The organism is Xanthomonas cannabis pv. cannabis, assembly GCF_000802365.1.
In the GTDB taxonomy this organism is placed as follows: domain Bacteria; phylum Pseudomonadota; class Gammaproteobacteria; order Xanthomonadales; family Xanthomonadaceae; genus Xanthomonas; species Xanthomonas cannabis.
In genome coordinates this window covers 1-22,157 of sequence record NZ_JSZE01000098.1, presented here as the reverse complement: position 1 = coordinate 22,157, position 22,157 = coordinate 1, and the positions used below count along the sequence as shown (strand labels likewise).

The 22,157-nt window shown below is 63.1% G+C and carries 23 protein-coding genes; 10 read left to right on the top strand and 13 right to left on the bottom strand.

All coding sequences use genetic code 11. From position 1 onward, the window contains the following. Nucleotides 1-519 (top strand): NAD-dependent epimerase/dehydratase family protein (locus tag OZ10_RS15660; RefSeq protein ID WP_039565775.1); only part of this gene is annotated, 519 nt, incomplete at its 5' end. 156 nt (nucleotides 520-675) lie between these two features. Here the strand turns inward: OZ10_RS15660 and OZ10_RS15655 are convergent. The 6 genes from OZ10_RS15655 to OZ10_RS15630 form a co-directional block, all read right to left on the bottom strand. After that, on the bottom strand, nucleotides 676-1,161 hold the full coding sequence (locus OZ10_RS15655) for an Mpo1 family 2-hydroxy fatty acid dioxygenase (protein ID WP_039565773.1): 486 nt from the start codon (nucleotides 1,159-1,161) through the stop codon (nucleotides 676-678). 109 nt (nucleotides 1,162-1,270) lie between these two features. Then, entirely contained in the window at nucleotides 1,271-2,866 is a 1,596-nt protein-coding gene (locus OZ10_RS15650; protein WP_039565771.1) for a M4 family metallopeptidase, read from the bottom strand. Between the two features lie 444 nt (nucleotides 2,867-3,310). Further along, nucleotides 3,311-5,074: a peptidoglycan-binding protein gene (locus OZ10_RS15645; RefSeq protein ID WP_039412736.1), complete on the bottom strand. Its 1,764-nt coding sequence runs from the start codon at nucleotides 5,072-5,074 to the stop codon at nucleotides 3,311-3,313. Nucleotides 5,075-5,147: 73 nt separating this feature from the next. Beyond that, a complete protein-coding gene (locus tag OZ10_RS15640; RefSeq protein WP_039412739.1) occupies nucleotides 5,148-5,684 on the bottom strand; it encodes a hypothetical protein in 537 nt (178 codons plus the stop codon). Nucleotides 5,685-5,921: 237 nt separating this feature from the next. Then, nucleotides 5,922-6,176 (bottom strand): hypothetical protein, encoded by a 255-nt coding sequence (locus tag OZ10_RS23075; protein WP_039412775.1) that lies wholly within the window; start codon nucleotides 6,174-6,176, stop codon nucleotides 5,922-5,924. Between the two features lie 499 nt (nucleotides 6,177-6,675). Then, entirely contained in the window at nucleotides 6,676-7,602 is a 927-nt protein-coding gene (locus tag OZ10_RS15630; protein ID WP_039412742.1) for a phosphoribosylaminoimidazolesuccinocarboxamide synthase, read from the bottom strand. Nucleotides 7,603-7,811: 209 nt separating this feature from the next. On the opposite strand from OZ10_RS15630, the gene OZ10_RS15625 reads away from it, so the two are divergent. Further along, entirely contained in the window at nucleotides 7,812-8,141 is a 330-nt protein-coding gene (locus tag OZ10_RS15625; protein WP_039412744.1) for a J domain-containing protein, read from the top strand. Nucleotides 8,142-8,413: 272 nt separating this feature from the next. Here the strand turns inward: OZ10_RS15625 and OZ10_RS15620 are convergent, their stop codons facing one another. Beyond that, a complete protein-coding gene (locus OZ10_RS15620; protein WP_039565768.1) occupies nucleotides 8,414-9,253 on the bottom strand; it encodes an outer membrane protein in 840 nt (279 codons plus the stop codon). A gap of 129 nt (nucleotides 9,254-9,382) precedes the next feature. Here OZ10_RS15620 and rpe point away from each other — a divergent pair, with 129 nt between their 5' ends. From rpe to OZ10_RS15580, 8 genes are all read left to right on the top strand, one after another. Further along, nucleotides 9,383-10,054 (top strand): ribulose-phosphate 3-epimerase, encoded by a 672-nt coding sequence (rpe, locus tag OZ10_RS15615; RefSeq protein WP_039412750.1) that lies wholly within the window; start codon nucleotides 9,383-9,385, stop codon nucleotides 10,052-10,054. Continuing rightward, a complete protein-coding gene (locus OZ10_RS15610) occupies nucleotides 10,051-10,542 on the top strand; it encodes a GNAT family N-acetyltransferase (protein WP_039412753.1) in 492 nt (163 codons plus the stop codon). Before rpe ends, OZ10_RS15610 begins: the two co-directional genes overlap by 4 nt. Nucleotides 10,543-10,799: 257 nt before the next feature. Next, on the top strand, nucleotides 10,800-11,771 hold the full coding sequence (locus OZ10_RS15605; protein ID WP_039412756.1) for a hypothetical protein: 972 nt from the start codon (nucleotides 10,800-10,802) through the stop codon (nucleotides 11,769-11,771). 228 nt (nucleotides 11,772-11,999) lie between these two features. After that, a complete protein-coding gene (yegS, locus tag OZ10_RS15600; RefSeq protein ID WP_039412760.1) occupies nucleotides 12,000-12,929 on the top strand; it encodes a lipid kinase YegS in 930 nt (309 codons plus the stop codon). 608 nt (nucleotides 12,930-13,537) lie between these two features. Next, on the top strand, nucleotides 13,538-15,013 hold the full coding sequence (gene trpE / locus OZ10_RS15595) for an anthranilate synthase component I (protein ID WP_039412763.1): 1,476 nt from the start codon (nucleotides 13,538-13,540) through the stop codon (nucleotides 15,011-15,013). Beyond that, entirely contained in the window at nucleotides 15,013-16,062 is a 1,050-nt protein-coding gene (locus tag OZ10_RS15590) for a threonine aldolase family protein (protein WP_039412766.1), read from the top strand. The genes trpE and OZ10_RS15590 overlap by 1 nt, the downstream gene beginning before the upstream one ends. 1 nt (nucleotide 16,063) lies before the next feature. After that, nucleotides 16,064-17,104 carry a RelA/SpoT domain-containing protein gene (locus tag OZ10_RS21540; RefSeq protein WP_139051341.1) on the top strand — a complete coding sequence of 347 codons (1,041 nt, stop codon included), beginning with the start codon at nucleotides 16,064-16,066 and terminating at the stop codon, nucleotides 17,102-17,104. Nucleotides 17,105-17,284: 180 nt separating this feature from the next. Continuing rightward, nucleotides 17,285-18,508 carry a tyrosine-type recombinase/integrase gene (locus OZ10_RS15580; RefSeq protein ID WP_039565764.1) on the top strand — a complete coding sequence of 408 codons (1,224 nt, stop codon included), beginning with the start codon at nucleotides 17,285-17,287 and terminating at the stop codon, nucleotides 18,506-18,508. Nucleotides 18,509-18,838: 330 nt separating this feature from the next. Here the strand turns inward: OZ10_RS15580 and rarD are convergent, their stop codons facing one another. The 6 genes from rarD to OZ10_RS22900 all read right to left on the bottom strand — a co-directional run. After that, complete coding sequence (rarD, locus tag OZ10_RS15575) at nucleotides 18,839-19,732, bottom strand: EamA family transporter RarD (protein WP_039565779.1); 894 nt, start codon at nucleotides 19,730-19,732, stop codon at nucleotides 18,839-18,841. Nucleotides 19,733-19,790: 58 nt separating this feature from the next. Further along, the gene (locus OZ10_RS15570) at nucleotides 19,791-20,090 is read right to left on the bottom strand and encodes a putative quinol monooxygenase (RefSeq protein WP_039565763.1); all 300 of its coding nucleotides are present in this window, start codon (nucleotides 20,088-20,090) and stop codon (nucleotides 19,791-19,793) included. Between the two features lie 27 nt (nucleotides 20,091-20,117). Beyond that, complete coding sequence (locus tag OZ10_RS15565) at nucleotides 20,118-20,732, bottom strand: cysteine hydrolase family protein (protein WP_052210054.1); 615 nt, start codon at nucleotides 20,730-20,732, stop codon at nucleotides 20,118-20,120. Between the two features lie 55 nt (nucleotides 20,733-20,787). Next, nucleotides 20,788-21,459: a glutathione S-transferase family protein gene (locus tag OZ10_RS15560; RefSeq protein ID WP_039565761.1), complete on the bottom strand. Its 672-nt coding sequence runs from the start codon at nucleotides 21,457-21,459 to the stop codon at nucleotides 20,788-20,790. 70 nt (nucleotides 21,460-21,529) lie between these two features. Next, complete coding sequence (locus OZ10_RS22905) at nucleotides 21,530-21,904, bottom strand: hypothetical protein (protein ID WP_236726988.1); 375 nt, start codon at nucleotides 21,902-21,904, stop codon at nucleotides 21,530-21,532. Then, nucleotides 21,864-22,157, bottom strand: a 294-nt coding sequence (locus OZ10_RS22900; protein ID WP_236726987.1) for a hypothetical protein, incomplete at its 5' end; no start/stop codon positions are given. The genes OZ10_RS22900 and OZ10_RS22905, both read right to left, overlap by 41 nt.

The window sequence follows — 22,157 nt, the reverse complement described above, 5'->3', positions numbered from 1 at the left end:
CAGGCGCTGTTTTCCGCAGCGCAGGCGCGCGGTGCCACTGCCACCGTGCTGCGTCCGACCCTGGTGTACGGTGCCGGACGCGACAAGACGCTGACGCAGATCGCCGGGCTGGCGCAGCGCACCGGTGCGTTCGTCCTGCCCGCCAACGCCACCGGCTTGCGCCAGCCGGTGCACGTGGATGACCTGGCCAGCGCTGCGCTGGCGGTGATCGGCCAACCTGCCACCCAGCAACGCAGCTATGCCGTGGGCGGCGGTGAAGTGCTGGCCTACACGCAGATGGTGGAGCGCGTGCTGGCGGCATTGCCGCGACCGGCGCGGTTGTATCAGGTGCCGCCGGGCCTGTTCGGCTTCGCGCTGACCACGGCGCAACGCCTGGGGCGGCTGCGTGGCATGAATGCGGCCGCGTTGCAGCGCATGCGCGACGATCTGGTCTTCGACCTGGAGCCGGCACGTCGCGACTTCGGCTACGCACCGCGCGCGTTCCGGCCATTGCCGGAAGAGCTCGGCATCGGCGAATAACGCGCAGACCTGGCCGGCAATGCCCGGATCAGACGCGCTTGCAGGCCATGAGGCGCCAGTCGCCGCGTCGCGCGCTGCGCAACGAGGCGATGGCCCGAAGGCAACGCTGCGCATGGCGCCGGCTGACAGCGCGCAAGCCTTGCGCCACCGCCCCTCTCAGTAACGCCACCCCAGCTGCCGGTACACCTTGGCCAACACCCAGATCGGCCCGATCAGCAGATAGGTCAGGTCGGTGAGAAAGCTCGGCTTGCGGCCTTCGATCCTGTGCCCCACGAACTGGGCGATCCACGCCAGCACGAAGACCGACAACGCGCTGGTGAACACGCCGCCCAGACCGACCCGGCCTTCGATGAGCCGGCACAGGCAGCCGAAGAAAAAGAAGATCCCCAGCATGCCCAGCCCGAGCGGGCGCGACAGCCGGTTGTAGTACGACCACGCCGCAAACATCGCCAGCGCCGCCCAGACCCCGCTACTGAACCAGGTGCCGCCCACCGGGATGCACCACAGCAGCCCCACCACCGACCACAGGATGGCCGGCACCGCCACCACGTGGATCAGCTGATTGGTGTCGTTGCGGTGGTCGTCGGAATAGCTGGCGAAATAGCGGTCGATCGGTCGCGCGGTCGTGGTGCGTTCGGTCATGTTCCCTCCCAGGAATGACCCAAGCATACGCGTGCGAACGGCCGTGGTGGCACTACGCGGAGGACCGGTCCCTGCCACGTCGCAATCGCGTGGCAGGGACCGGTGCAGGTCAGTTGACCGACACCGCACTCCAGGCGGCAGCCACTGCCCGGTACTGCGTGGACGTGCCGCCATACAGATCGGTGGCCGCGCTCAGGGTGGCCCGACGCGCGGCTGCGTAGTTGGTGGAGGAGGTCATATAGACGGTGAGCGCGCGATACCAGATGCGGCTGGCAGCGGCGCGGCCGATGGCCGTCAGCGCGGTATTGCCGTTGCAGACCAGCCCGGCCGGGGTCAGGTTGTAACTGGTGCCCGTGCCGAAACCGCTCGGCACCACCGCCCCTTCGGCCAGCAGATAGTAGAAATGATTCGCCACGCCGGAGCTGTAGTGCACGTCGATGGAGCCCAGATTGCTGCGATAGCAATCGGGCGAATCGCCGTCCAGGCTCGGCTTGAACATGTAGCGCAAGGCCAGCGTGCCGCTGCTGTTGCCGGCGATGAGTTTCTCGCCGATCAGATAATTGCCCGGCTGCGCGCTGTTGTTGGCGGAGAATTCCACCATTGCGCCCATGATGTCGGAGGTGGCCTCGTTCAGGCCGCCGGACTCACCCGAGTACACCAACCTTGCCGAGCGACTGGTCACCCCGTGCGTCATCTCGTGCCCGGCCACGTCCACCGACACCAGCGGTGTAAACGTGCTGCCGTCGCCATCACCGAAGGTCATGCAGAAACAGCTGTCCGACCAGAAGGCATTGTTGTAACGGCTGCCGTAATGCACGCGGCTACGCGCACCCTTGCCATCGTTGGCGATGCCGCTGCGCGCGTGGGTGGTCTTGAAGTAATCCCAGGTCAGCGACACCCCGTAGTGCGCATCCACCGCCACCGTGGTGGTGTCGCTGCTGGCGCCGCTGCCCCACGCATTGTCGGCATCGGTCAGCAGCGTGCCGTTGCCCGAGGTGCTGTTGCGCTTGTTGTAGGTGGCGCCGCCACCGCGGCCCAGATCGGTCATCTCAAAGCCGCTGCTGCACCGCGTGGTCGCCAGGCCCACGCTGCCCGCGTACAACGAACGCCCGGTGCCGGCGGCACTGGTGCCACCCGCGCAGGCGGTATGTACCGTGTCCCAGGAGTCGAGGATGCGTTGGTCCACCGCATCGACGATGTAATGCATTTCGGTCGGCGTCTGATCCGGCTTGATGCCGCTGTAGATCACCTCGTACGCCAGCCGTGGTGTCCCCTGGCGCGCGTACAGTGCCAGGCTTGCACGTGGCGCGGCATCCTGCGGCACATCGAACTGCGCGCCGGCCACACGCAGCGCGGTGGTGGCGTCGATGCCGGGCGCAAGGTCCGGACGCACCGGCGTGTCCAGAGTCTGGCTCAACTGGCGCATCACCCCACGCCGCGAGTGCACCACCACGTCGCCGCCGATCACCGGCAGCCCCCGATAGGTGCGATCGAAGCGCACATGCTCGCTGCCATCGGCATCGACGATGCTGTCGCGCGCGACAAAGACATCGGCCGGCGCACGATTGGCCATGGCCGACGCGGTATTCCCCAGCAGCGTCTGCGCACGCGTGATCGTCGCATTTGCAGAAAGATCGGCCGCGCCAGCGGCAGCAGAAAACGATAGCGCGCAGCAGATGGCTGCGCCCAGTACATGGAATTGCATGACGACTCTCTCCCAGAACGTGCAATGCAAAAACCGGCGAGATGACGCACGGCCGGTCGCGATCGGCAGCAGGTGCCGGCAGACAACCTTGCACAGTCCCGGACGTTGCAATAGTAAAAATTACCGGCGTAGTGCGTTCTGTGCGTCGGGCCACATTGCGTTGGGCAACGTATCGCACTGCGATGGATGGCCGGTCGCCTTACCGATCTGTCCTGCTTGAACGTCGCTTGGCAACACGTGCGCTACGACCGATGACTGGGAATGCGTCGAGCGTTGCAGATCGCTCACTGCTCATAGTCCATGCGGCGCGCCATGGTCGCGGTGCTCACAACGCGCACCGTGTCGGCCGCTGCCAGACAGGATGCAATCGCGCCGACGCGTGTAGCCGGGCATGAAAAAGCCGGCCATCCACTGGCCGGCCTTTTTGGTTGCACCCGTCACACCTCAGCGCGCACCCATTGCCACCTTCTGCTGCTCCTCGCGGACCTGGTGCTGCTGCTGCGCCTGACCGGCCAGCAGCTGCGAGCTGGTCTGCTCCAGCGGCGGCGCAGGCTGGTTCAGATCCACCGCCGCACGGAAACCCGGCGTGGTGCCCATGACGAACGCCTTGCCGTCCTGCACCGTCACGCTCTGCAGCTTGTCTGCGCTGTCGATGCCGTTCTGCTTGGCCTGCAGCGTGACATGGGCGGCCGCATCGTTGGAGATCATGCTCGGCAGCCTGCTGCGGATGGCGTTGTGCAATGCATGGTCCGGATGCGACGCATCGGTGAGCGAGGGCCCGGTCGGCGCCGCAACCGGGGCCTGCCGTGCGGGCGCCTGCGTGTGTGCCGGCACAGCCGACAACGCCGCCTGCGTGTTGCGGCCAACGATCCCGTCCTGCTGCAGCCCATGCTGCTTCTGGAATGCCATCACCGCCTCGCGCGTGTTGTCGCCAAAGCGCCCATCCTCGGCAAGCCGATTGCCCTGCGCATCGCGCACGCCAAGGCGATTGAGGTCCTGCTGCAGCTTGCCGACCTCGCTGCCTTGCTCGCCGTGACGCAGCGTGCCGTTGCCGGCCGCTGTCGCCGGCTGGCTGTGGCGTGCACCCGGCTCCTGCTGGTGGCCCTGATTCCAGAACGTCTCCGGACTGGTCAACTTGCCGTTGGCATCGCGCAGCTGGTAATGCACATGCTGTGCGTACTGGCTGTTACCGTTCGGCCCGCGCCCACCCATCGTGCCGATCGCATCGCCCGCCGCCAGCGTCTGGCCTTCCTTCACCTTGAGTCCATCCAGGTGCAGGATCTCGTGCGAGTTACCCTGTGCATCGCGAATCTTGACGGTCCCGTAATTGCCACCCGCGAACGTGACCGTGCCTGCCACGGGCGAATGCACTGTGGGATGCTGCAGATTACGGCCGGTCTGGCCGCCCTGGTAATTGAAGTCGGTTCCGCCGTGATCGCGTGCGCTACGGTGCTCGCCGTAGTGACCGGTGACATGCGGCGCAACGCCGTTCTGCGGAGGCAGCATGCGCTCCATGGTGGTCTGGAACGATCCCGACCCTGCCGCTTGCACCGGTGCATGCGCCGCATGCTGCGCGGGCGCCACCGTTTGGCCGAGCTGGCCGTGTTCGAGCTTGCCCATCAGCTCCGGCGTGATGTCGCGCTGCCAGCGCGCAAAGCGGTTTTCGCGATCGGCCAGTCCGTTCGGAGGGTCGCCGCCATTGATCGCCACTCCGGCGGCATGTGCGTCCTGCCTGGCGGCCTGGGGAACGTTGTTCTGCCAGTACCAGGTGGCGATTCGCGAGGCATTTTCTGGCTGCGCGGCCAGTTCGGGATGTGCCACCAGATCCAGATCCAGCGCTTCGCCTGCGGCGCGATACTGGTCCTTGCCGGTAAGCTGGATGTAGCCCCGGCCACGGTAGAGGTATCCATCGCCGGGTTCGGTATTGCCCATGCGTCCGCCGTACATCAGCTCGGCCAGTTTTTCCGGCTGGCCACGCAGCGCTTCCAGACGTGCTTCTTCCAACGCCTCCGGCCCTTCGCGCAGTGCTGACCGCACTTTCGAGCTGACTTGCGACGGCCCGCGCGTATAGCGGAACCCTTCTTCAAGCCGGTTGAGGCCCATCGATTCATGGCCGACCTGGGCCATGAAGTTTGCCAGCTCTTTGGGCTGGGTAATGCCTGCTGCATAGGCCGACTGCAGCAGCCCTGTTTCGCGATCGGTTGCCATGGTGTAACTCCTCATTTCTCAGCAACATGAAATAACGGACTCCTTCCTTGTCCGCGCCAACCATTACGTCCCTTTAATTCGTTTTCTCGTCCGCGGCCTCGTCCAGGGCCGCTGCCTTCTTCAGCGTGGCGGGATCAAACTCCTGGAACGCCACCATGCCGAAATCGTTCGCGGTGAGTTCCAGTGTGTTGTGTTGTTCGGTCTCGGTATCGGACAGATCACGTACCACCTTGTCCAGCAGCCAGGTGCGCTTGTCTGCCGAATACTTGAACGTGAAGTCATCGGCCCAACGCTCGCGCGAACCGCCGGAGATGGAGATAGTAAATTGACCGGGTTGAATGCGTGAAAACGCATACGGGTCGCCGGCCAGGCCGCCGCAACGGGCACATGGCACGATCTTGCTGTTTTCCGCCGCTTTCTGGAACGCGCCATCGGCTTGTTGGGTCAGCAACATCACAGTGCGCGGCGTTCCCTCGCCGAGTTTCTCGGTACCGGTGGATGGCGGTGATACCACCAGCAACGCATCGGAGCGTCCCGCGCCGGTCAGATCGCCGCGGATGGTTTCCAGAGCCTTCGATCCAGCAGGAACGAAGGAGTCGATCGTGCCCATGGGTACAGTCCCTTGTGTCGATGTGGCGGAAGGTGGTGAAGCGGGGGTGGACGGCTGCGGCGTCGCAGCGGCTGCAGTGGCCGCCGGCGTCTCGGGCGCACCTGCCGCAGCCTGCGGACCGTTGCAGGCGGCCAGCGCAATGGCCAGCGCAGTAGCCAGCACCGGGCACGTCAGTCGAAATGGATGCAAGGTCGTCTCCTGAAACGTAGGTGGTTGCGGTGGCGGAAAGCGCGCCGGTTACAGGGCCTGATCGTCCACCTTGATCAATGTCCAGCAGGGGCGCTGGGCGAAGTGGTAGACCTGCTGGTCGCCGGTGTCTGGGGTGCGGATCATCACCTGCTGACCGTCGCCTTGCTGGGAGACGACCACTTCGCGCCCGCTGCTGCGCACCGCTGCCAGGTCAGGAATGACGGGCCATTTGACTTGGGCCAATGGCACCTCGCGCGTCACGGGTGCCGGCTCGGGCTGCGCCTCGGGATCGATCTGGATCATGGTCAACGGGTCGGCCGTCGCCTTTTCCTGGACTGCGATCTCTGCGCTGAAGCGCTTCAAGAAGGCAGGGAAGTCGGCATCGGGACAGCTGGCAGAGGTTGCGGGCGCTGGGGCCGTGCTTGCGGCTGCGGCAGGTGCAGTCGCCGAGGCAGTGGCCGGCGATTCCGGGGCGGTGGAGGCTGCCGGCGGCGCCTGTGCAGAGCAGGCTGCAAGCGCAAGGCTCAATGCCAGAGCGGGCAGGGACGTACGGAAACTAGCCAATGGATCCTCCTGATCGTATCGGGGCGGCATGTGCGCGGGCGAGAGTCTATCGGCGGCCCGGTTGCGTCATGTGAATGCGCCGGCCTCCACCGCCGGCCCGCATTGATGAAGGGGCGATGGCACGGCATTGCCGTGTGATCGGCTACGCGTCCGCTGTCATCTGCTGCGCTCGGATGTGCCAGTGCACATCTCCCCCCTCGACCGCCCGACCAAAGCCCCGTCCCCGGGGCTTACAGCATCAATCGACCGAAATCCCCGCCAGCCGCTGCAGTGCTTCGGCGTATTTCGCACGGGTGCGATCGATGACGTCAGCCGGCAGGCTGGGGCCGGGTGCGGTCTTGCCCCAGTCCAGGGTTTCCAGATAGTCGCGCACGAACTGCTTGTCGTAACTCGGCGGGCTGGCGCCCACTTCGTACTGGTCGGCCGGCCAGTAGCGCGACGAGTCCGGGGTCAGCATCTCGTCCATGATGTACAGGCGGCCATCGGCATCGGTGCCGAACTCGAACTTGGTGTCGGCCAGCAGGATGCCGCGTTCGGCCGCAAAATCAGCGGCGAAACGGTAGATGCGCAAGGTGGCATCGCGTACGCGTTCGGCCAGTTCGGCGCCCACCGTCTTGACCATCGCATCGAAGTCGATGTTCTCGTCATGGTCGCCGACCGCTGCCTTGGTCGATGGGGTGAAGATCGGTTCGGGCAGTTTTTCGGCCTGGCGCAGGCCGTCGGGCAATTCGATGCCGCTGATCTTGCCGGTGCGCTGGTAGTCCTTCCAGCCGCTGCCGATGAGATAGCCGCGCGCGATCGCTTCCACCGGCACCGGCTTGAGCTTGCGCGTCACCACGGCACGCTTGGCGTACAGGGCCGGGTCCACACCGTCTGGCAGCACCTGCTCGACGCTGATGTCCACCAGGTGGTTGGGCATCAGGTGGTCGGTCTTGTGGAACCAGAAGTTGGACACCTGGCACAGCATCTCGCCCTTGCCCGGAATCGGATCCGGCAGCACCACATCGAAGGCGGACAGGCGGTCGGTGGCCACCATCAACAGGTAGTCGCCCGGGGGGGCGTCGGCGGGCAGGCGGTCGCGCGGAATATCGAAGACATCGCGGACCTTGCCACGGTGACGCAACGGCAGGCCGGGCAGATCGGATTGCAACAGCGTGGTCGACACAGGCACTCCTAAGGACGTCGCTATGACGCTGTCCCCGGGACCCGGCGGGCCCGCGGGTGGGCAGCGGGCCGCGTAGTGTACGGCGCTTCGTGGCGCCCTGCTGGGATTTGTCGGGCGGCTCTGCGTACCGGCTGTAGAGGGCCCGTCAGCCAGGCCGGACGGGCGTTCGGGTAAGATCGCCAACCCGTCTTCCCCACGCCCGATCGCCCATGTCCTGGTACGGAAAACTGCTCGGCGCACTGGCCGGCGCCTTGCTGTTCCGGGGCGCGCCATTCGTGGGGCTGATGATCGGCCTGGCCATCGGCCACGCGGTGGATGCCGGCTGGTTCAAGCGGCGTGCGGAAAACCCGTATGAGGCCCTCGGACTGGAGCCGGACGCGACCACGGCCGAGATCGACCTGGCCTATCGGCGGCTGATGTCGCGTTATCACCCGGACAAGGTGGCCAACGCCGAGCCGGAAGCGCGCCGCCAGGCGGAGAAAAAGGCCAGCCAGATCAATGCCGCCTACGATCGCATCCAGCGGATGCGCAAGCGCTGATCGCATGGCGCGTGGTTGTGTGTGGGTACCGCCAGAACGGTGCGCGGCGTGAGTGGGGACCTCGAGTCGCCAATGGGTGGGGGCCGTACCCTCAGCTCCCGCTGCGTTCCAGGGCACACGCGCCAGTGGCGCGTGTGCCTCCTCACCCCGTCGGAACGGGGCCTGGCGTGACATGCAGAAGTGATGCGTGATTCGCAGGTCTGGCCAGGACATCAAGCCGTGTTGCACGGCGCAGCTAGCGCTGGCCGGAAAACAGCACTGCGAATCAGCAATCAGAACTTGTACGTCGCCGTCAGCCGCACCGCGTTGGTGGAAAAGTCCGTATCGGTGCGACGCAGATCGGTGCCGGCCGGATTGACACGCAGGAACGGGTTGGACGCCGGCGCGGTGCCCGGCCCGACGCGCACCCGGGTGTCTTCGTCCTGCAGCCGCGTAAACAGGTATTCCACGCCCACCGACACGTTGTCGCTCAAGCGACGCTGCAGGCCAACACCGGCCTGGTAGCCATTGGCACTGTCGCCGCCGCTGCCGGTGAAGCTGTTGGCGGTGTTGCTGCTGACGAAACTGTGATCGAACTCGCCGCGGGCCGCGCCGGCGGTGAAATACGCCAGGTAGTCGCCCTGCTCGCCGAACGCATAGCCGATCCGGCCGCGCAGCGCGGCGGTGCGGTTGAGCTGGCGGGTGAAGGTGTACAGCGCAGGCGTCGTGCTGAAGGCGCTGACGCTGTCGCGGATGTCGTTGCGGGTGTACTCGGCCACCACGCCGTAGACCCAGTTGCCGACCTGCCAGTCGTAGCCCAGCCGCGCACCGTACTCGGCACCGCCCTTGTCCTTGCTGCAGCCGCTGGCCGGCGTGCGGCCGGCGGCCGCTCCCCCGCAGAAGCCCGGCGAGAACGCATCGGCACCGGTGGCGGTGCTGACCTGATCGCCGTCACGGCCATCCAGATTGGTATCGAAGCCAAAACGGCCGCCGGAGACGCCGGCCGGATCTGCACCGCCGACATTGAAGCCGATGGAAAAGCCGGACCAGTCGGCCGGGCCGGATTGCGCCCAGGCCGATGGCGCAAGGGCCAGCAGGACGATGGCAGCGGAGGCGATCGGGGTGGTTTTCATGAAGTCTCCTCAAGTCGGGCGCGGCGCGCCGGTCAAGGGCATACGCAGCAGAGCCCGCCACGGATGCACGCCTTTCCTCGCCGGGGCCGGGTTGCGACAATGCGGTTTCCGTCTTCCTACGAGCTGCCCATGCAATCGACGGCGATCGCCCCGTCCATCCTGTCCGCCGATTTCGCCCGCCTGGGGGAGGAAGTGAACAACGTCCTGAAGGCCGGCGCCGACTGGGTGCACTTCGATGTGATGGACAACCACTACGTGCCCAATCTCACCATCGGCCCGATGGTCTGCCAGGCGCTGCGCAAGCACGGCATTACCGCCCCGATCGACGTGCACCTGATGGTCGAGCCGGTGGACCGCATCGTGCCGGACTTCGCCGAGGCCGGCGCCACCACCATCAGCTTCCACCCCGAAGCCAGCCGCCACGTGCACCGCACCATCCAGCTGATCAAGGCGCACGGCTGCCAGGCCGGACTGGTGCTCAACCCGGCCACGCCGGTGGATATCCTGGACTGGGTGCTGCCGGAGCTGGATCTGGTGCTGGTGATGTCGGTCAACCCGGGCTTCGGTGGGCAGGCCTTCATCCCGTCGGCGCTGGACAAGCTGCGTGCCATCCGGAGCAAGATCGACGCCACCGGCAAGCCGATCCGGCTCGAAATCGACGGCGGGGTCAAGGCCGACAACATCGGCGCGATTGCCGCGGCCGGTGCCGACACCTTCGTGGCCGGCTCGGCGATCTTCAACGCGCCCGACTATGCCCAGGTGATCGCACAGATGCGCGCGGCCGTGGACGCGGCGCGATGAGCCAGCCCGCGCCACAGATCCGCCGTGCCACGCCCGCGGATGTGCCCCTGTTGCACGAGTTGATCACCGCACTGGCGGTCTACGAACGCGAGCCGGATGCGGTGACGGCCACTCAGGACGATCTGCACGCCAGCCTGTTCAGCGACGGCGCCACCGCGCACGCACTGATCTGCGAGCAGGACGGCCAGGCGCTGGGTTTTGCGGTGTATTTCTTCAATTATTCGACCTGGCTGGGCCGCAATGGCCTGTATCTGGAAGACCTGTTCGTGCGCCCGCAGGCGCGCGGTCGGGGTGCGGGGCTTGCGCTGCTGCGGCATCTGGCGCAACTGGCCGTGCAGCGCGGCTGCGGGCGTTTCGAGTGGTCGGTGCTCGACTGGAACCAGCCGGCCATCGACTTCTACCAGGCGGCCGGCGCCCGCCCGATGGACGGTTGGACCGTGTACCGGCTCGATGGCGAACGCCTGGCCGCGTTTGCCGCCGGCACCTGAGCGCAGCGGTCGCGTCGCCGCGGGACGTCGGGCCATTACGCCGGCGCGCAGATCTGGCTTCAGCCGCAAAGTGGGTCGCGCCAGTGGCTGAACGACCTGGGTGGCGCGGCAGGTGTCGGCGCAATCGAGCGCCGACATTGCCATTGTCGCGAGCGCTGGACGTCACAGCCGGCCTGAACCTGTGACTTTCGGCCGGTTGACCTCGCATGGGGCGGCCTTTCAGCATCGGTGTCCCCCATGTGCGCCACCAATGCCAGATGAACGCCTTCTACACCCGTTGTGTCGCCACCGTGTTGAGTGGCGTCGGCCTGCTCGCTGGGCCGGGCCTGCTGCAGGCCGCGCCGGCCGCGGTCTCCACGGACGCTGCGGTCGCCGCACCCTTGCAGTGGACCAGGCTCACCACTCGTCAGTCCTCTGGCGTGCGCGCATTCGTGCCGGCCCGCCTGAACGGACAGCCGTTTTCGTTGATGCTGCATTCGCTGGCGTCGTTCTACATGCAGACCACGCACGCCAATGCGGCCCGGGCGGAGATCGCGCTGGAGGGTGAAAAGCGCACGTTCGGCATCGAATCCGAAGGCAAGGTCAGCGCGCTCGGCCGCCAATACGGGCACGCCAACGAGATCTCGGTTGGCGACGACGTGGCCCGGAACAAGCGTGTCGAAATCTTCGAAGTGCTGCAGAACGCTGCGGACGGCAAACTCAAGGACGGCATGCTTGGCAGCCTGTGGTTGCACGACCGCGGCGCCATCATCGATTACGGGCGCCGGCAACTGGCCGTCCCCGCAAGCGCCGCGGCCGCTCAGGCGTTCGATGCCGGCCTGGTCAAGGCCGGCTACAGCCAGCACGCCATGCACTGGGATGACCAAGGCAAGCTCTATTACGTGCTTGCGTCCATCAACGGAGTGCCGGCGAAAATGCTGGTCAGTACGGTGGCAGGTGATGCCGTGGACGCAACGTTGAAGGACAGGTATCGGCTTACCCTCAAGGTCCGGCCCGAACAGCAGGCCGGGCCGGCGGGCGCGGTTGTCCCGGTCTTTGACGTTGTCGGCCCGACAACGCTGACCGTCGACGGCACGCATTTGCGCCCGGCTCCCCTGCAGGCGTGGGATCGCAATGCCTACGATTCATCCCACGCCGAATCACGCTACGACGGTGTGCTCGCGTCGGGCCTGATGTTCAAGAATGACGCCGTCATCGACTTCAAGACCGGCCATATCTTCTTCAAGTAGGCCTGTTGGCCGGCCCGGTGACCACAAAAGGAAGGCCGCCCCATCGGAGCAGCCTTCAAGAAAATTGGAGGCTGATCCTGCCTCCGCCCGTCGTCCCTGCTATGGACTTCTATCTTCCGGGTCAGCCATGACATGGCAATGACAGCCGGGCGACATTACCTATTCACGATCCCCAGTGTGGCGCGCTGCTAGCCTGCGCCAATCACCCTTACAGCATCGGCAGCGCGCATGGCCCCGTCCCACTGGCGTCTGATCCTCAACGGCAAGTCCACCGACAATCTGGACCTGCGTGAGGCGGTGGGAACGCTGCGCAAGCGCGGTCTGCAGCTCGAGGTCCGGGTCACCTGGGAAGACGGTGATGCCGAGCGCTATGTCGCCGAGGCCGTGGCCGACGGCGTGCAGACGGTGATCGCCGCCGGTGGCGATGGCACGCTCAGCGAAGTGGCTGCCGCCCTGGCGCATCACGACGCCGACGCGGCCACCCTGCCATCGCTGGGCCTGGTGCCCCTGGGCACCGCCAACGACTTCGCCACGGCGGCCATGATTCCCATCGAACCCTTCGAGGCGCTCAGCCTGATCGCCGAGCGCCCGGCGCAGGCGATTGACCTGCTGCGCCTGGACACCGCGCACGGCCCGCACTGGTGCGCCAACGTCGCCAGCGGCGGCTTCGGCACCCAGGTCACCGTGGAAACCGACGAAGGCCTGAAGAAGATGCTTGGCGGGCTGGCCTATCTGATCACCGGCATGTCGCGACTGGGCCGGATCGACCCGATCAGCGCCCGCTTCAGCGGCCCGGACTTTGAGTGGGACGGCGAATTCATCGCGCTGGGCCTGGGCAACGGGCGCCAGGCCGGCGGCGGCCAGGCGCTGTGCCCGGAGGCCTTGATCGACGACGGCCTGCTGGATGTCACCATCGTCCCAGCCCTCAACGGCGAAGTGGCCGCCACCCTCGGCACCCTGGTCACCGGCGGCAAGCAGGCGGCCCTGGAACGCGTGGCCGTGCGCGCCCGCGTGCCGTGGCTGGAGATCGCGTCCCACCAACCGCTGACCCTGAACCTGGACGGCGAACCGGAAACCTCGCTGCATTTCCGCATCGCCTGCGTCCCGGCGCGGTTGCGGATGCATTTGCCTGCCGACTGTCCATTGGTCGGGGGTTGAGTGCGGGGAATCGGGAATCGGGAATCGTAAGAGCGTGATCGGCCTGCGCTGATGTGCGGTCGCCCGGTCGATGCATGCGCGCGAACGGGTAGCGCCATGCCATCCCACGATCAAGGCCAGCTGGCTTCGGACAGTCGCACTCAAATCAATCAATGCCGGCAGAAGCGAATAGCTGCGTCACAAGCTGAGCAACGGCGGCACACGCGAAGTGGCTGCATCACAAGCGCCGCAACGACCAGCACGCGGCCCCAACCCCCCTCCCGCCGGGAGAGGGGTTGGGGTGAGGGTCCCTGCGCCGACACTGGCGCCGCCACTCTCGACCCATGCTCCAAAGCGCAACCGCTCCTGCAGCGCCACATACCCACACCCCGACACACGCTGCCCGCGTCCGACGTCAGCCAATGCGCAAGCCCACACAACCCCCGGCCCGCCTTCGCAATTCCCACCGCTTTCGCCCCGGCCTGCTGCCCTGGGCCGACACTTGCGCTACAGTACCCGCGTGTCCCGCCTGACGACCCCACGCTCCTTCTCTTCCGCTCGCCGCTGGTGGCGATGGTGGCCCGTTGCCGTCGTCCGCCCCGCCACAGAGTCCCGGAAGGAAAGTCGTCTTGATCACTGCAGAGCAGTTCCAGCGCCAGGCCGCTGAAGGTCACACCCGTATCCCCGTTGTCCGCGAAGTGCTGTCCGACCTGGATACACCGCTCTCGGTCTATCTCAAACTCGCCGACGGCGCCTACACCTACCTGTTCGAATCGGTCGAAGGCGGTGAGCGCTTCGGGCGCTACTCCATCATCGGCCTGCCGGCGCGGCGCGTGTACAGCTTCCGCGGCCACACGCTGGAAGTCAGCGAGCACGGCGAAGTCATCGAGACCCGTGAGGTCGCCGACCCGCTGGCCGAAGTCGATGCCTTGCGCGCCGAGCATTCGGTGCCGCAACTCGATGGCCTGCCCGGTTTCACCGGCGGGCTGGTGGGCTGGTTCGGTTTCGAGTGCATCCAGTACATCGAGCCGCGCCTTGGCAGCGGCGACAAACCCGACGAACTCGGCACGCCCGACATCCTGCTGATGCTCTCCGAAGAGCTGGCGGTGTTCGACAACCTCAAGGGCCGGCTGTACCTGATCGTGCACGCCGACCCGCGCCAGCCGCAGGCCTATGTGCGCGCCAACCGGCGTCTGGACGAACTGGCGCACCGCCTGCGTCAGGGCGGCGCCGGCTATCCGCAGACGCAGATTTCCGATGCCATCGACGAATCGGATTTCCATTCCTCGTTCACCCGCGAGGAGTACCACGCGGTGGTGCGCAAGGCGCAGGAATACGTGCGCGCCGGCGACATCTTCCAGGTGGTGCCGTCGCAGCGGCTGCGCGTGCCGTTCCGCGCGCGCCCGGTGGATGTGTATCGCGCGCTGCGTGCGTTGAATCCCTCGCCGTACATGTATTTTCTCGACGTCGGTGGCACCCAGGTGGTCGGCTCCTCGCCGGAAATCCTGGCGCGCCTGCGCGATGGCGTGGTGACCGTGCGCCCGATCGCCGGCACTCGCCCGCGCGGTGCTACGCCGGAGCTGGATAAGGCACTGGAAGCCGAATTGCTGGCCGACCCCAAAGAGCGCGCCGAGCACGTGATGCTGATCGATCTGGGCCGCAACGATGTGGGTCGCGTCGCCGAACCGGGCTCGGTCAAGGTGGGCGAGCAGTTCGTGATCGAACGCTATAGCCACGTCATGCACATCGTCAGCGAGGTCACCGGCACGCTCAAGGCCGGCCTGAATTACAGCGACGTGCTGCGCGCCACGTTCCCGGCCGGCACCGTCAGCGGCGCGCCCAAAATTCGCGCGCTGGAAATCATCCGCGAGCTGGAGCCGGTCAAGCGCAACGTGTACTCAGGCGCGGTCGGTTACATCGGCTGGCACGGCGATGCCGACACCGCCATTGCCATCCGCACCGCGGTGATCCAGGACGGCTATCTGTATGTGCAGGCCGGCGGCGGGGTGGTCTACGACTCCGACCCGGACCTGGAATGGCAGGAGACGATGAACAAGGGCCGCGCACTGTTCCGCGCAGTCGCCCAGGCGGCCAAGGGCCTGTGATGGACGGGCAGGGTAGTGGAGCGCGCATCAGTTTCCGCAACGACTACAGCGAAGGCGCGCATCCGCGTCTGCTGCAGGCGTTGGCGCAGGCCAGCGCCGAGCAGCACGCCGGTTACGGCACCGACCGGCTGAGCGCACGTGCTGTAGAGTTGATACGCACCGCCGTTGCGCAACCGCACGCGGATGTGCATCTGCTGGTCGGTGGCACGCAGACCAACCTGATTGCGATCAGCGCGTTCCTGCGCCCGCACCAGGCGGTGATTGCGGTGGAGGCCGGGCACATCGCCACGCACGAAACCGGCGCCATCGAAGCCACCGGCCACAAGGTGCTCACCGTGCCTGCGCTGCACGACAAGCTGACGCCTGCATTGATCGCGCCGGTGCTGGAGGTGCACAGCAACGAGCACATGGTGCAGCCGCGCCTGGTCTATATCTCCAACAGCACCGAAAGCGGCACCATCTACACGCACGCCGAACTCGACGCGCTGTCGCGATTCTGCCGCGCAAACGATCTGCTGCTGTACCTGGACGGCGCGCGCCTGGGTGCCGCGCTGACTGCCAACGGCAACGATCTGGATCTGCCCACCATTGCCGCACTGACCGATGCGTTCTACATCGGCGGCACCAAGAATGGCGCGCTGCTCGGCGAAGCACTGGTCATCGTCAATCCCGCATTGCAGGCCGATCTGCGTTACCTGATCAAACAGCGTGGCGCATTGCTGGCCAAGGGTATGGTGCTCGGTTCGCAATTCGCAGCGTTGTTCGAAGACGGCTTGTTCTTCGAACTGGCCGCGCACGCCAACGCCATGGCGCAACGCCTGCGCGCCGGCCTGCTGGCCGCGGGCGTGGAATTCACCAGCGACTCGCCGACCAATCAGCAATTCATCGCCGTCACCGCCCAGCAGGCCGAGCAGATCGCACGCCGCTATGACTTCGAACGCTGGGAAACGCGCAGCGATGGGCGGCTGGTCATTCGCTTCGTGACCTCGTGGGCGACGAATCTCCATCATGTTGATGGACTTGTAAATTATTTTACTAGGAGAGATTGAAGTGGCGTTCGTGAAGCCTGCCTATTCAAGGAAGCAGATTAGTCGAGCAGGAGATCTCTTAGTAAATCCGAATGCTTCGGATGAGGAGTTGATGTGGGCCGCGGATGTTCTGACTAACTGGCGTGCTTGTCATGGCTATCCAATTAATACTTTCCAGGCAACGTTGAGAAACAAGCTTAAGGCTATTGATCAGCAGGCTATTGTCGCTCAGCGACTGAAGCGAACTCCCTCCATAATCCTCAAATTACAACGTTTCGAGGGGATGAAGCTTGCAAGGATGCAGGACATTGGTGGTCTTCGAGCGATTGTTGGTTCAATAGCTAAGCTTAATAGGCTTGAGTTCGCATACAGGAATTCTGCTTTTTCGCACGACTTGTCGCACTCCAAGAATTATGTCCAGGTGCCGAAGGATGATGGGTATCGCGGCATTCATATGATATATAAATATGACAATCCACTGGCGCCAGAGTATGAGGGGTTGTCAGTTGAATTGCAGTTCCGCACGAGAGTCCAGCATGCGTGGGCAACTGCGGTAGAGACTATGGGGACTTTTCTAGGACAAGCCCTGAAATCTGGGCAGGGCTCAGCCGAGTGGAAAAAATTTTTTGTGGTGGCAAGTGCAGCGCTGGGTGCTGTGGAGAGAACTGCTCCAGTTCCAGGATTTGAGAATTTTACAGTCCAAGAAATTGCTGAGGAGCTTCGAGATATCGAAGCGAGACTGCATGTGCTGGAAAAGCTTCGAAATTTTGCAATTGTTACAGCTCAAATTACTCAAGAGCGAGGGCAGGGAGCATATCATCTTATCATTTTGGACTCTGGAAGAAGAACAGTCACCCTGAAGCCTTTCCCTGTGTCTCGTCTTGAGCAGGCAAACATTGAGTATGCGCAGATTGAACTTCGAGCAAAAGCAGGGGAGAGCGTCGAAGCAGTTTTGGTTGCAGCTGGTCCAGTCGACGCCTTAAGAAAAGCATATCCAAATTATTTTCTAGATACTCATGAATTCGTTCGTCAAATTTCGAAAGTTTTGGGCAGGAAGGTTTAATAAATGTTACTCATGCTCGATAACTAGCATTGCAGTGCAGGGTGGTCCAGCAGGATCCGGGAAGGCCCTTTGTATCAATGGTTTACAGGCATTTCTTGTCCAGTGTGATTCGTTTGGATCCATCGTAATCCAGTGAATTTGCGGGTATCGTAGCGGGTATCAATTGGCCGATACCCGCACATGTCGCTGACCGACGCAAAAATCAGAACTGCCAAGCCTGGCGTTAAGCCAGTCAAGTTGACTGACGGCGGAGGTCTTTACCTTGAGGTGCGGCCCACCGGGGCAAAGCTGTGGCGCTATCGCTACCGTATCGCTAGCAAGGAAAACGTCTATGCCATGGGCGAGTATCCGGAGGTATCACTGGCTGCTGCGCGTGCCGAGCATGACAAGGCGCGCGCGCTGGTGAAGCAAGGGCTTCATCCCGCCCATAGCCGCCAGGCCGAGCGGTTGTCCAACCACGCATCGAATGCCAATACGTTTGAGGCAATCGCGAAGGAATGGATTTCTAGGAAGTCTGAAAGCTGGACACCGTACTACCAGCGACAAGTTGAAAATTTCCTCACAGCGGATGTCTTTCCTCACATCGGCAGGCTGCCGATTCGTACCGTAACGGCAGCGCACCTGCTTGAGATCATCAGGCGGGTAGAGCAGCGTGGAGCCTCCACTGTCGCCTTGCTTGTCAGGCAATGGTCTTCAGCGATCTTTCGCTATGCGGTGGCTACGCTCCGTGCGGACAACGATCCCGCAGCTGCCCTGAGGGGCGCGATTCATCGCCCCAAGGTAGAACACCACAGGCCTTTGTCGCGCGAGCAGATCGTGGATTTTTTTGCGACACTGGAAAAGTATGGTGGCTATCGCACTACAGTCATTGCCCTGCGTTTGATGTTGTTGACCTTCGTTCGTACGGTTGAACTGCGTAACGCGCAGTGGCCCGAACTCGATATTGATCAGGCGATATGGCGGATACCCGCAGAACGCATGAAGATGCGTGAGCCGCATATCGTCCCGCTGTCCAAGCAGGCTGTCGAGCTGCTTAAGGAACTGCAGACGTACACGGGGGGCCGTGGTTTCCTATTTCCGAACTACCGAACGCCTAAAGAGTCGATGACGGCTACCACGCTTAATCGCGCGCTTGAACGTATGGGATTCAATGGGAAGGACAGTATTGGCTTCTCCGCACATGGCTTCCGCGCAACCGCATCGACGTTCCTGAATGAAATGGGTTTTCGTCCCGATGTCATTGAGCGACAGCTTGCGCATGCCGAGCGAAATAAGGTTCGGGCAAGTTACAACCAAGCCGAGTACATGCACGAACGGGAAGTAATGATGCAGACGTGGGCGGACTTTCTTGACAATCCGGGTGCAAGGATAAAGCAAGCGAACAATGCGCCAGGCACTGTTTGAAGTTGATTCGAAGATTCGGTGAGCTGTAAAAAACAGACAGTGTGCAACTTAGATTAGGATCTCGTACAAAGCTTCTTCCGCTTCATCGGATCAGGACAGGCCTGCTAGCTGGCTGTTGGTTGTGCTACTGCGTGGACCTGTCGTTGCAAGGGCCGTTGCGGTCTCAGAGCACCCGCCAGAGCACGTAGCCCGGAGTGATAAAAATGAGTAGTGCAAATGCCTTGTTGAGTGATCCGCGATGTGTGGCTAGCGCGGTCGCTGCACGCGCTATCTCATGACTCCCGACGCATCCGTTACCCGAGGCTTGGAGGCTTCGGTTCGGCAGATGCTTCAATATTGAATATTCGAACGCCGCCACGCGATGATGCCGCCTCGCGCATACAGCCCGCAGCCGATCCAGATTAGGCCGAAGGTGGCCAACTGGATGGGGTGGATTGGCTCTTGATATAGCAAGACTGCTTCCGCCAGCAAGAGTGTGGGTGCGATGAACTGGAGCAATCCCAGTGTCGTATAGCGTAAGCGCCTTGCTCCAGCTGCGAAAAGGAGCAGTGGTAGCGCTGTGATCGGTCCAGCAAGAATCAGGAGAGCATCTGTAAGACCATCCTGTGCAAAGGCTGCTTCGCCCCTGCTACTGGCATAGAAGAGGATGCAGATTGCAAGCGGCGCCAGGAGCGTAGTCTCGATCGCCAATCCGCCAAGCGCGTCGATCTTCACCATCTTGCGGATCATTCCATAGAAACCGAAGCTCAATGCGAGCGTTAGCGAGATCCAGATCTCGCCACCACCGCTCAGTGCAAGGATTAGAACACCAATACCGGCGACACCGACTGCCATGGCTTGCGACCGGGCGAGTTGCTCCTTCAGCAACGTGGTGCCGAGCGCAACGCTCACAAGCGGAGTAATGAAGTATCCAAGGCTTGCCTCCACCAGATGCCCATTGGCCGCTGACCAGATGTAGACGAACCAGTTTACCGCGATGAGTACGGCGCTGAGGGCCAGTAAACCCAGGGCTCGGCTGCGCGCTGCCGCGGCGAGTGATCGCAACCGTCCCAACATCGCGAGGATGGCAGCGAACACAAGCAACGACCACACAACACGGTGTGAGAGGACCTGCAGAGCATCTACGCCCTTGAGCAGGTTTAGGTACAACGGCAGAACTCCCCAAAGGACATTGGCGGCGATACCGTAAAACAAACCAGTGCGGCTATCTGCACTATCGTTCATGGAAGCCTCGGTGAGGGGCAGCTCAGGGAGCCGGGTGGCCCCCCTGCCGAACCGCTTGTCACACAGCGTGTGGGATGACATCGAAGGCTTCGATATCCGGAGCAGCTGCGATGAAAGCGGCAGTCAACGGACGATGGGCTGCCATGTGCGGTGCGTCTCGGTGTGCATCAAGCGCAGCATCGTCTTCATAGATCTCGACAAGCATGTAGCTGTCAGGTCTTACCCGCGATCTGAACAGCGCATAGAGATGGTTGCCCGGCTCGTTGGTGCGCACTGCTGCGGCCTGAGCGGCGAAGGCACTTTCAAATGCTGCGCCGCTGGCTGGCTTGACCGTCAATCTCACCATCATGCTGATCATTAGGTCTTGGCCTTTGCGATACAGGCTTCATGCCTGGTTGATGAAGTCCTGGGTGGTGATGGCATTGGCATAGAACGGAGCGATCTCATTCAAGAATGCAGTCTGCTGCTCGCGGGTGAAGGCAGCTGAAGCGTCGTAGATGACGTTGGTGTTGTAGCCAAGATCGTGCGCGTTGCGCATCGACGACTCGATGCACTGCCTGAGGGCGAAACCCGACAAATAGATATCGAAAATGCGATTGTTGCGTAGGTAGCTGTCGAGAGTTGTCGAAGCAAAGACGCTGCTCCCGCCGGTACGTTCGCGGATGACGTACTCGCCGTCCCGAGGCTCGAAGCCGGGAAAGAAATCCGCCTGCTCGCCGAGGAACGAGCCATAGTCACGCATCATCTTGCGCAGGCCGTACTTGCCATCGCCTAGCACCTTGAACGTTGGTTCGAACTTGAGCGATGCGTGGATGACCTCCATGCCACGGCGACGCGCTTCTTCGAGAATGGTCTTTGAATTGGCGACGGCAGTGTCGACCTGTTCGCGATCCTGGAACTGGCCATTGATGCCGCCTGTAGGAGCCAGCCAATCGTTCACATACTCGATGAGGATGAGAGCACTTTTTTGTGCAGCGTTGTCATGGGACATGCTATTCATAGTGAATTCCTGGGAGTGTGTTGAGAGTCGCAGTGAAAAGGGCGTATTCCGCAGCTCATGTCATGTGAATGGAAAGCTGCTTGCGAAGATGGATATCTAGCAGTGCCGCGTAGTTGTCACCTACGGCATCAATGACGCTGGGACGAGCAGACAGGGCCGCCCGCCAGGCAGAAACGCGGGGAAGACCGTCGAAAATCGGCAATGACAAGGTCTGGGATAGGACTTCGAAATACCGAAAAACTGGTGCGAACACGGCGTCCACCATGCCGAAGGTCTGACCATCGAAATAGGGTCCGACCTCAAGCTCTGACTCGAGACGCTCAAATTTCGCCCTGACAGCGGTCTGCCGTGAACTCGCCATCTTCGGGTCGGTCGCGTGGAGGAATTGCCAGATGTCTGACATGGTCTGGCTAGCGAACTCGGTCCAGCTGCGTTGACGGGCACGCCGCTGTGCGCTTGCCGAGTACATCGGCGGGCCTGGTTGAGTTTCCTCAAGATACTCACAGATCACCATGCTTTCGAAGATTGTCGTCTCCGTACCGTCTTGCTCGACAACATTGAGCAACGGCACTTTCCCAGTTGGGGAAAGGGCCAGGAACCAGTCGGGCTTGTCCGCAAGATCCACTTGGATCCGATTGAATGGGACAGCCTTTTCCCGTAAGACGATTGCTGCGCGTTGCACGAACGGGCACAGCGGGTGGCTAATCAGGGTGAGGGTGGTGGACATGTGTGGTTTGGGTTTCGGTATATGAAGGACGGTGCCAGGGCTGGCGACGGCAAGGCGATGGACCGACACGTCATCCATGGCACAAGAACGCGCATCGCCATGCAGCCGGCGCATGCGAGCGCGCATTGAGTTGGACGGAAGCCGGGCCTTGTGTGGTTGCCGGTGCGGATAGCGTCCCGCCGATCATCTGCAAACGTGCCGATTGGCTTGTTCGACATGCGTGCAGAAGCGGATGGGTCCGCAGGCGCGTCAGCACTGCGCCGTCGGCCGGGCTCTGCTTGTTCCATGTCTTCAGTGATGCGCCCACTTCCTCGAAGTGCTCGCGATTGTCCTGCAGATAGCAATCGGATTGCCGGGGCAGATCGCCGATCACTCGGGTTGCAAGCGTCTCGATACCTGTCCCGTCATCCGGGCTGAGCCGGATCAGCGCGTCCAGATACGTCATGCCGCGCTCCACGACGGTCCCCCTGGCTCTCATTCGAATCGTAGGCCTTTTTAAACCATGACAGCGCAGTCTTGGAGTCACCGCGCTGTTCGGCCAGGATGCCCAGGTAGGGCATGTAATAGGATGGTGTCTTGCGACGTCCCCCCAATTTTGAGTAGCACCTCAGTTTGGAGTCCAATTCCCTACCCCAAGGAGATTGGACGTGAAGAAGCGTTTTTCCGAAGAGCAGATCATCGGCTTCCTGCGCGAAGCC

What these genes read in the sequence shown, in the direction of transcription:
- OZ10_RS15655 (WP_039565773.1), bottom strand. Translation starts at nt 1,161, where the DNA reads ATGACCGAACGCACCACGACCGCGCGACCGATCGACCGCTATTTCGCC.
- OZ10_RS15620 (WP_039565768.1), bottom strand. Translation starts at nt 9,253, where the DNA reads ATGAAAACCACCCCGATCGCCTCCGCTGCCATCGTCCTGCTGGCCCTT.
- OZ10_RS15570 (WP_039565763.1), bottom strand. Translation starts at nt 20,090, where the DNA reads ATGATCAGCATGATGGTGAGATTGACGGTCAAGCCAGCCAGCGGCGCA.
- OZ10_RS15565 (WP_052210054.1), bottom strand. Translation starts at nt 20,732, where the DNA reads ATGAATAGCATGTCCCATGACAACGCTGCACAAAAAAGTGCTCTCATC.
- rarD (WP_039565779.1), bottom strand. Translation starts at nt 19,732, where the DNA reads ATGAACGATAGTGCAGATAGCCGCACTGGTTTGTTTTACGGTATCGCC.
- yegS (WP_039412760.1), top strand. Translation starts at nt 12,000, where the DNA reads ATGGCCCCGTCCCACTGGCGTCTGATCCTCAACGGCAAGTCCACCGAC.
- OZ10_RS23075 (WP_039412775.1), bottom strand. Translation starts at nt 6,176, where the DNA reads ATGATCCAGATCGATCCCGAGGCGCAGCCCGAGCCGGCACCCGTGACG.
- OZ10_RS15605 (WP_039412756.1), top strand. Translation starts at nt 10,800, where the DNA reads ATGAACGCCTTCTACACCCGTTGTGTCGCCACCGTGTTGAGTGGCGTC.
- OZ10_RS15580 (WP_039565764.1), top strand. Translation starts at nt 17,285, where the DNA reads ATGTCGCTGACCGACGCAAAAATCAGAACTGCCAAGCCTGGCGTTAAG.
- OZ10_RS22905 (WP_236726988.1), bottom strand. Translation starts at nt 21,904, where the DNA reads ATGACGTATCTGGACGCGCTGATCCGGCTCAGCCCGGATGACGGGACA.
- OZ10_RS15610 (WP_039412753.1), top strand. Translation starts at nt 10,051, where the DNA reads ATGAGCCAGCCCGCGCCACAGATCCGCCGTGCCACGCCCGCGGATGTG.
- OZ10_RS15645 (WP_039412736.1), bottom strand. Translation starts at nt 5,074, where the DNA reads ATGGCAACCGATCGCGAAACAGGGCTGCTGCAGTCGGCCTATGCAGCA.
- OZ10_RS15590 (WP_039412766.1), top strand. Translation starts at nt 15,013, where the DNA reads ATGGACGGGCAGGGTAGTGGAGCGCGCATCAGTTTCCGCAACGACTAC.
- OZ10_RS15650 (WP_039565771.1), bottom strand. Translation starts at nt 2,866, where the DNA reads ATGCAATTCCATGTACTGGGCGCAGCCATCTGCTGCGCGCTATCGTTT.
- OZ10_RS15560 (WP_039565761.1), bottom strand. Translation starts at nt 21,459, where the DNA reads ATGTCCACCACCCTCACCCTGATTAGCCACCCGCTGTGCCCGTTCGTG.
- rpe (WP_039412750.1), top strand. Translation starts at nt 9,383, where the DNA reads ATGCAATCGACGGCGATCGCCCCGTCCATCCTGTCCGCCGATTTCGCC.
- OZ10_RS15625 (WP_039412744.1), top strand. Translation starts at nt 7,812, where the DNA reads ATGTCCTGGTACGGAAAACTGCTCGGCGCACTGGCCGGCGCCTTGCTG.
- OZ10_RS15640 (WP_039412739.1), bottom strand. Translation starts at nt 5,684, where the DNA reads ATGGGCACGATCGACTCCTTCGTTCCTGCTGGATCGAAGGCTCTGGAA.